The sequence below is a fragment of the Nocardia tenerifensis NBRC 101015 genome (assembly GCF_000308715.1).
GTDB lineage: Bacteria > Actinomycetota > Actinomycetes > Mycobacteriales > Mycobacteriaceae > Nocardia > Nocardia tenerifensis.
The window spans coordinates 59,197-66,703 of the sequence record NZ_BAGH01000611.1 but is presented as its reverse complement, the minus strand read 5'-3'; the positions used below and the strand labels follow the sequence as shown (position 1 = coordinate 66,703).

Sequence of the window (7,507 nt, the reverse complement as noted above, 5' to 3'; positions counted from 1 at the left end):
GTCAGCGGGCAACGAATCGCCGATCAGGGCGGTCCTGGTGGCGCCGCGAATCGCGGCCAGACGTGCCGGGTCGCGCCCGACAGCGGTCACCTGCGCGGCACCGAACAGCCGCGCCACCGCTACGGCCATCCGCCCGGTACCGCCGGTCGCGCCGAGGACCAAAAACTTCTGCCCCGGCCGCAGGGAGATCCGCCGCTTCAACGCCAACCAGGACGCGATTACACAGTTCAGCGTCGCCGCCACCGTCACCGGGTCGACCCCCTCGGACAGGACGAAACTGCGGCGAGTATCGATGACCACCTGTTCGGCCATCGAGCCCTGCCGGCCTCCGAAGGACACGAAAAACCACAGCCGACCGTCCGGACCGCGGCCCACCCCATCGAAGCCCGCCACCAGAGGCAGATCGTCGAGGGAACTCGTGTAGTGCGAACCATCGGCCTGCATCCGGACCCGCGGATGAAGCCCGGCGGCCAGGACATCGACCACGATCTCGTACTCGTGGGTCGCCCGCGGCGAAGGCCAATCCATGTAGCGCGGCAAGGTGTCGTAGGCCGTGATTACGGCAGCCTTCATTTTCGAAGCCCTTCCTGATGGGAGATGGTCCTGAAATCCTCAGGACGCAGCGACTGGTTCAAAATCTAGGACGCCGCCGACGTACTATCTATGCTTGAAAGCCCGGTATTTGTTCGTGATCGTCCGGAGAGCCGATGGATCCGCTGAGTGAGGTGCTGGCGCTGCTCGAGCCTCGAAGCTTCAGCACCGCCGCGGTCGACGCGGGCGGAGCGTGGGCGATCAAGCTCGACGACCTGGCCGGGCAGATCAAGTGCTACGCCGTCGTCCGGGGCTCGTGCTGGCTGACAGTCGAGGGCGGTGACGAGCCCATGCGGATTCCCGAGGGCTCCTGCTTCGTCATGCTCACCGGCCGCGTCGCCGTCCTCGGCAGCCGACCAGGCATCGAACCGGCACTGGCCTCGGACGTACTCGGCCCGGCTCGCGGCGGCAGAGTCATCACCTACCAGGGTGGCGGCGACGCGTACGTGGTCGGTACCCGTTTCGAGTTCGCCAGCCCGAACGCACCGACGCTGCTGAGGTCCATGCCGACCGTCATGCCGGTGGAGACATCCGGCGACCGCGCCAGGCTGCGAGGATCGATCGAGCTCATGATGGAGGAGCTGCGCGAGGCACGCCCCGGCTCGGACCTGATAGCGCAACAGCTGGCCCACATGATGTTGGTCCAGGCCCTCCGGCTCTACATATCCACCAGTTCTCACGACGACGTCGGCTGGTTCGCCGCCCTGGCCGACCCTCAACTGAGTACGGCATTGGAAGCCATGCACGCCGATCCCGCCCACCCGTGGACCGTGCGAAAACTCGCCACGCTGACCGGCATGTCCCGCACGACGTTCGCCGAGCGTTTCCGCGCCCGCGCCGGCGAGACCCCGATCGCCTACCTGACTCGCTGGCGCATGATATTGGCCAGCGAGCAGCTCCTCTCCACCGAGAATACGATCGGCCGGATCGCGAGTTCCGTGGGCTACGAATCCGAACACGCCTTCAGCACGGCCTTCAAACGTGAGATGGGAATCCCGCCGGGCCGCTACGCCCGTGCCGGCCGACTTATCGGCTCGTCACGCGAGATCGAGCGGGTGGTGCCGGCCGGTTCGGGTCGGTAACTCTGCGGCTCGCCGATCATGGAGCCTTGCCCCGGCCTCTTCCGAAGTCGTCTTAGTCGAACGGCCGCTGGTCGGTGTGGGTTGGAAGGAAGCCACTGCGTTGCGATCAGCCCGCACTCGGTGTATATCGATCCGCAACGTATCGAAGCGGGCCGATTCCACCGGTTCCTCCATGCGTCCGCACCGGAGCTGCAAACATTCCCCACGGGCCGCGGGGTCCGCGACCAGAGGTAGAGAGCGTGGCGATCGGTTGTCGTGTGTTTGGCCGATACCGCTCAGCGGTGGTCTAGATCAAGATGAGCGTCGGATCCGTGCCGGATCTCGTGTGCGGATCGTGCGTCGGCTCGAGGCAGTGCGTCCTTGCGCCGGCTCGAGCCGCGGATGGGGATTCCAGTGATCGGGTTGCCGACGATTGAGGGGTAAAAAGCGTTGAAATTGCGGTGAGATCGACTGAGCATCATCGAATACAATGAGGAAAAGAATACTTGCCAGCTCCGTTCGAGGTATTTCACCCGTACCGGCGTTCCACAGGCCCTCGCATTTCGAGCACCAGGAGACCGATAGCCGGAGATGGGCCGAGGCCACCCCTCGCAGGAGATTCCCCTGCGTATAAATCGTCCGGCTGAGCCGGATTTCGGGACCGGTCCCGGCGGCGGGTGCGATGATCGATCGCGCGAAGATTCGGCTCCGGCATGGAAGGCGCACAGATGCGGACATTGGAACCTGCTGGCGGACAGCGTCGGCCGACCACTCGTGATCGTATCGCCGGCGGTGTGCGCGCACCGATCGCGGGGACGATCTCGGTTCTGGCGCTGGGTGGCGGTGTCAGTTTCGGGCCCAGGGAGGGGCGGGAGATCGTTTTCGGCCGCAACCGGCCGCTGGTGCATGTGTGTGTCGGGGAGAACGATCTGCGTGTCAGCCGCCGTCAGGGCACTCTGGTCTGTGCCGACGATCGATGGTGGTTGAGCAACCTGGGCACGCGGCCGATCCGAATCGCGGAGTCGCACTTGCTGTTTCGAGACGAAGATCCGCTTCCACTCGACGTCGGTTACACGCCGTTGGTCATTCGCGGGTCGGATCGGCGCGAGCACCTGCTGGAGGTGTTCGTCACCGATTGCGAGCGCGGTGCGCCCGGACCCCGGCATGGACACTGTACCGCCGCGGAGACTACCCATGAACTCAGCGATACAGAGCGGCTTGCCTTGATTGTCCTGGGGCAGCGGTATTTACGCCATGAGCCGCGCCCGCAGCCGTGGACGTGGGAGGCGACCGCGAGGTTACTCGACGATATTCAGCCGGGTGCGGGATGGAAACGGCGGCGTGTCGAGGAACTCGTCACCGCGGTGCGGATGCGCTTGTCCGCCAATGGTGTTTCCGGTCTGACGGCCGGAGAGGTTCCGCAGCCGATCGGGAACATGTTGAACCACAATCTGATTCAGGAGCTGATGTGCTCAGGGACGCTGGTTCCACGTGACCTGGAGCAGATAGAGTTTTAAACAGAATCACTTGTCGGGCACGAAGGTTCGCACGGCCGCGTCGAAGAGTTCGTCACCGCCGGTGTTCATTTCGCTGTCGACGGCCCAGTCGACGACGAGCTTCCACGGTTGGCGATCGGAGTTGTAGTAGAGCTCTCGTTTGCGCCACAGCTGCCCACCGTCTCCCCGGTACGTCATGGTGAGGACCATGCTTTTGCGTCCGTTCACGTGTGTTTCGGAGACTGTCACTTGCTTGTCGGTCAGCTTCGCGTTCGCCATGAATTGCCGATACCAGAACGCGGCTCGTTCCTCCGGGGAGCCCGGTGCATCCCAGCGGAAAAGCAGCAGCTCCTGATGTGCCTGGCCCCTGTGCATTTGGAACGCCACTCCGCCGTCGCCGTCGAGCAGGTCGTAGGCTTCGTAGTCGGCCGGGACCGCGATCGAGGCACCGAGTTTGTGCACCATCTTCCAACCGGCGGGAACGTCGGGTGATCCTGACGACGTCCCGGGTACGTCGTTGGTTGCGAAGCCGCCGAGCCCCATCGCGGCGACGACGACACCGGCGGTGACCACTGCGGAGGACAGCGCCGTCACCGCTGGGTGAGTCCAGTTCCAATGTCGGGCAAAGGTTTTGAACAGCCCGACGCTGCGCGGCTTGTCGCCGTTGGGCACGGTCGCCGAGCCCGCGACGCGTTGCAACACGGCAGTGATCTGGGTTGCCGACGGTCGCCTGTCCGGTTCCTTGGCGAGCAAATCCATGATGAGGCCGCAGAGTTCACCGGCCTGCCGCGGAGGCGACGGATCGGCGTGCAGCACCGCCTGGAACGTCGCATGCCGTGTCTGCCGCCAAAACGGGGAGAAACCCTCGACCGATGCGTAGAGCAGGACGCCGAGCGCGAAAAGGTCGGACTCGGGCCCCGGCACCCGACCGAGAATGCGTTCCGGTGCGGTGTAATCGGCGGAACCGACGAGCGTGCCTGTCGCGGTCACCGGCGCCTCACCGTCGATATGGGCGATACCGAAGTCGGTGAGAACGACACGACCACCCGGTTCGAGCATGATATTCGCCGGTTTCACGTCACGGTGGAGGACTTTGCACGCATGCGCGGCGGCCAGCGCCTCTACGACGGGCAGGGCGATGCGCGCGGCCTCCTGCGGGGTCAGCGTGCCCTTGACCAGGACATCGGCGAGGGACTGACCGTTGATCAATTCCATGATGATCCAAGGTTTTCCGTGCTCCGACACCACGTCATAGATGGTGACCACGGACGGATGGTCGATGTGCGCCGCGGCTCTCGCCTCGCGCTCGAGCCGCGCGAAAGCCGCCGCCCGGTCCCGATCGGGGACGGACTCCGACAACCGAGGTTCCTTGACCGCGACATCCCGGCTGATCACGGTGTCGTGGGCCTTCCACACGGTGCCCATCCCGCCTTGGCCCAGGCGCTCCAGCAATCGATACCGGCCACCCAAAAGTCGTGGGGTGCCGAATGAATGCTGACCCCGTTCCTCAGCCGGTGACGGAACGCGGCCGCCCGGGAGGATGGCCGTTTCGGTTGGTGTGCCCCAGATCCGGGTGTTCGTGCCGTCCGGCTCCTGCGGGTCCGCCGCAGTGACATCCATGCCTCAATGATTCATCGCTGGTCCTCGGCGCGAAACGGTTTCGGCACGAATTCGGTGCGCGGCGTCACTACCGCGAGCACGCCGGCAACCCAACGACCATCGCCTTCTCCTGTCGCAGAGCAACTTCGGGACCTCTGTCCGCCGCGCCGGGCACAAGCGCTGCCCGCGGCCGGCTCAGCCCGTCAGCGATTGCCGTGGACTGGAACGCACTCGAGCTGAGACGGGTCGTAGTACCGCGCCCGTGCTCGCTCGCATTCCTCCATGCTCGAGTACGGCCCGGGATCGAAACGCAGACGGTCCGCAGAACCCGAGGCGACGTCTCCTGCTGTGTACATGACCCGCGCGAGCGCGGTTGTGCCGGGTGCGACGGGTTCCGAATCCAGCGGTTGCGCCGCTGACACGCCCGTCACCATGGCGCACCAAACCGCCGCTCCGGCAAGTGAATAGGTCATCGTGGAACGAATACCGGTCATGAGATCTCCTCTTGTTTGTCGCCTCGTCGGCGCTACCGGCCCGAGAGTAGGTTCTGCTACGGGGACCGGTCCCGAATGCGTTGCCCAACACTGGGCGATCGTTCGACAGAGCGTCGGTGCAGCGAAAAAGATGGACGCCAAACGCCCGTCGTTCCCACGGCCCGTAGCCGTGGGTACCGCGAAGCCGACCGCGCGTAAGACAAGAGCCATCAACCCATGCATATAGACACAGTCACCTCGACGAGGCTGACAGCGGATGCAGTCAGCGGGTCAGCTGTTGTTCCCAGTCGGCGAAGTGGTGCCGCATCGCTGTAACGGCATTAGGGGTGATCCCGTAGGGAATGTGGCAGCCCGGCTGCAACGGCGAGCGCGAGGGCATCGTCCGGTTCGCTGCCGATATCGATGTCGAGGATCAGCGGCATCTGTGATGGCTCTGGCCAAGTATCCATTCTGCTCGAGAGCAGTTGCTCGGCGAGTGAGCCCGGCCTGGCGTTGACCAGCGGTTCCGAGGAGGTGCCCCTTCCGCCTGTCATCGGGTTCCTCTCGGCTTATGCAGCCCCGTACCGAGCTTCCCGCACTTTGTCATCTCAGGCCGTCGCCCGACCTACGCCGCGGCTGGTTCGGTGGGATCTGGGTGCCCGGAGCCCTGATGACCGAGGCCGGGGCAAACGATGACGGCGAGTCATTGACTCCGCCGCTGAGTGGGAGTCTTATTAGATACACGGTGCTCACGGAACGACTTGGAGGCGCACCGATGGATGATCAACAGTCCCGCACGAAGATTCGCAACTATGCGGCAGTCGCGGAGGAACCCGCTTTGGAGCCGGCTGCGGCGCGGGCCGCGCTGGAGAAGGCGTTGGCCAGTATTCCGGATGAGGAGCTACGTAACTTCCGGGGTGGGCAGATTTTGATCGTCATGTAATTGTCGCCCGATTTGTGGTCGGCGGGCCGGTTGGTGGACCTCGGGGCGCTCGCGCTGGAGGATGTGGCGCCGCCGGCCGACCCGCTGCTTTGCCGTCGATGGGTGCTGGACTGGCACGACGCGGTGCGCGGGGCACGGGCGTGGCGGGAGCGGCAAGTGCGGTTGAACGCCGCCCGCGCCCCTGACCAGGCCTTCGCGGCGACGCTCCGGTGGGCTCGCCGCGCGGTACCGCACTATCGCGACCTCGTCTCGACCGTGCCCCTGGAGGAGTTGCGGCCCTTCCAACGCGGTGACTACGATCGTGATCCGGCGCGGTTCCGCGCGGCCGAAATGCTCTCTCGGCCAAAGAAATCCACCGGGACTACCGGTACGCCGCTGACCGTGTTCTTCGATGACGCGGCCTGGTTCGAGGCGAACCAGGCGACGTTCTCGCTGCTGTGCGAGCGGGTGCCCGCACCGACTGTCGTGCTGGTCACTACGCGCGCCGATGCCGAACGGTATGTGGTGCCGCTGCCGCTGCTGCGAGGCACGCACCGCAGGGTCTCGATCGGGCGGGACGAGGACGACGCCGTCATCACCGAGTTGCGCGCGCGTCCGCCCGCGATTCTGCACGGCAAACCGTCGTGTCTGCTCGCACTCGCGCGTGCGGACGCCGCGCGCGCCGGCGAACACATCAGGCCCGCGCGCATTCTCACCAGCGGCGAAAACTTTTTCCCCGACGACAGGCGAACGCTCACCGAGTGGTTCGGCAGCCCGGTCACCGATGCCTATACCAGCGTCGAGGGCGGGCTGATCGGCCTGGAGTGCCCCGTCGGATCCGGTCTGCACGTCCCACCGGAGCGGATGCTCGAGGTCGAGACGGAGCGCGATCAGCTCCGTACTACCGGCAGCGGCAGGCTGATCCTGACCAACCTGACGAACTGGGCCACCGTATTCCTCCGTTACCGCACCGACGATTTCGGCACGCTCACCCATGGTGACTGCTCGTGTGGGCATAGTGGGCAGACGATTTCGGAGTTCTACGGCAGGGAGGTCGTCCAATTCCGTGACGGCAACAGGTTTGTCGAGGTCGCCGCACTCACCGCGGCGTTGGACCTGCCCGACATGCCGGAGTATCAATTCGCTTGTGACGGTGATGGTTACGTCCTGCGCGTTGCCGTCGGAGACACCGAACGAGCCGAGCTGGACACCGAAGTTCGTGCCGCACTGCGCCCAATCCTCGGTGCCGCCCATCTCGACATCGTGCGGACACCGACGCTGACACCGCCCGGCGGGAAAGCCTGGCGCTTCCGCGACTATTCGTCTAACAGGTGAAAGATCGTGCACCTCGGACGGTTTCGACTC

5 protein-coding genes and 1 pseudogene are annotated in these 7,507 nt (G+C 65.2%); 4 read left to right on the top strand and 2 right to left on the bottom strand.

The genetic code is table 11. The features are described from left to right. Nucleotides 1-573: pseudogene (locus ON39_RS43790) on the bottom strand (quinone oxidoreductase family protein); the annotation flags it as partial. Nucleotides 574-707: 134 nt separating this feature from the next. Between ON39_RS43790 and ON39_RS43785 the strand changes: the two are divergent. Next, nucleotides 708-1,673: an AraC family transcriptional regulator gene (locus ON39_RS43785; protein ID WP_040743074.1), complete on the top strand. Its 966-nt coding sequence runs from the start codon at nt 708-710 to the stop codon at nt 1,671-1,673. Between the two features lie 707 nt (nt 1,674-2,380). Then, nucleotides 2,381-3,169, top strand: coding sequence for an FHA domain-containing protein (locus ON39_RS43780; RefSeq protein ID WP_040743083.1), 789 nt, complete (start codon nt 2,381-2,383; stop codon nt 3,167-3,169). Nucleotides 3,170-3,175: 6 nt separating this feature from the next. Here the strand turns inward: ON39_RS43780 and ON39_RS43775 are convergent, their stop codons facing one another. Beyond that, on the bottom strand, nt 3,176-4,768 hold the full coding sequence (locus tag ON39_RS43775) for a serine/threonine-protein kinase (protein WP_083895079.1): 1,593 nt from the start codon (nt 4,766-4,768) through the stop codon (nt 3,176-3,178). 1,122 nt (nt 4,769-5,890) lie between these two features. On the opposite strand from ON39_RS43775, the gene ON39_RS49490 reads away from it, so the two are divergent. Continuing rightward, nucleotides 5,891-6,163, top strand: a complete 273-nt coding sequence (locus ON39_RS49490; RefSeq protein WP_146251337.1) for a hypothetical protein — start codon at nt 5,891-5,893, stop codon at nt 6,161-6,163. After that, nucleotides 6,164-7,477 (top strand): phenylacetate--CoA ligase family protein, encoded by a 1,314-nt coding sequence (locus ON39_RS43770; RefSeq protein ID WP_040743073.1) that lies wholly within the window; start codon nt 6,164-6,166, stop codon nt 7,475-7,477. It begins immediately after the preceding gene. Nucleotides 7,478-7,507: the final 30 nt, after the last annotated feature.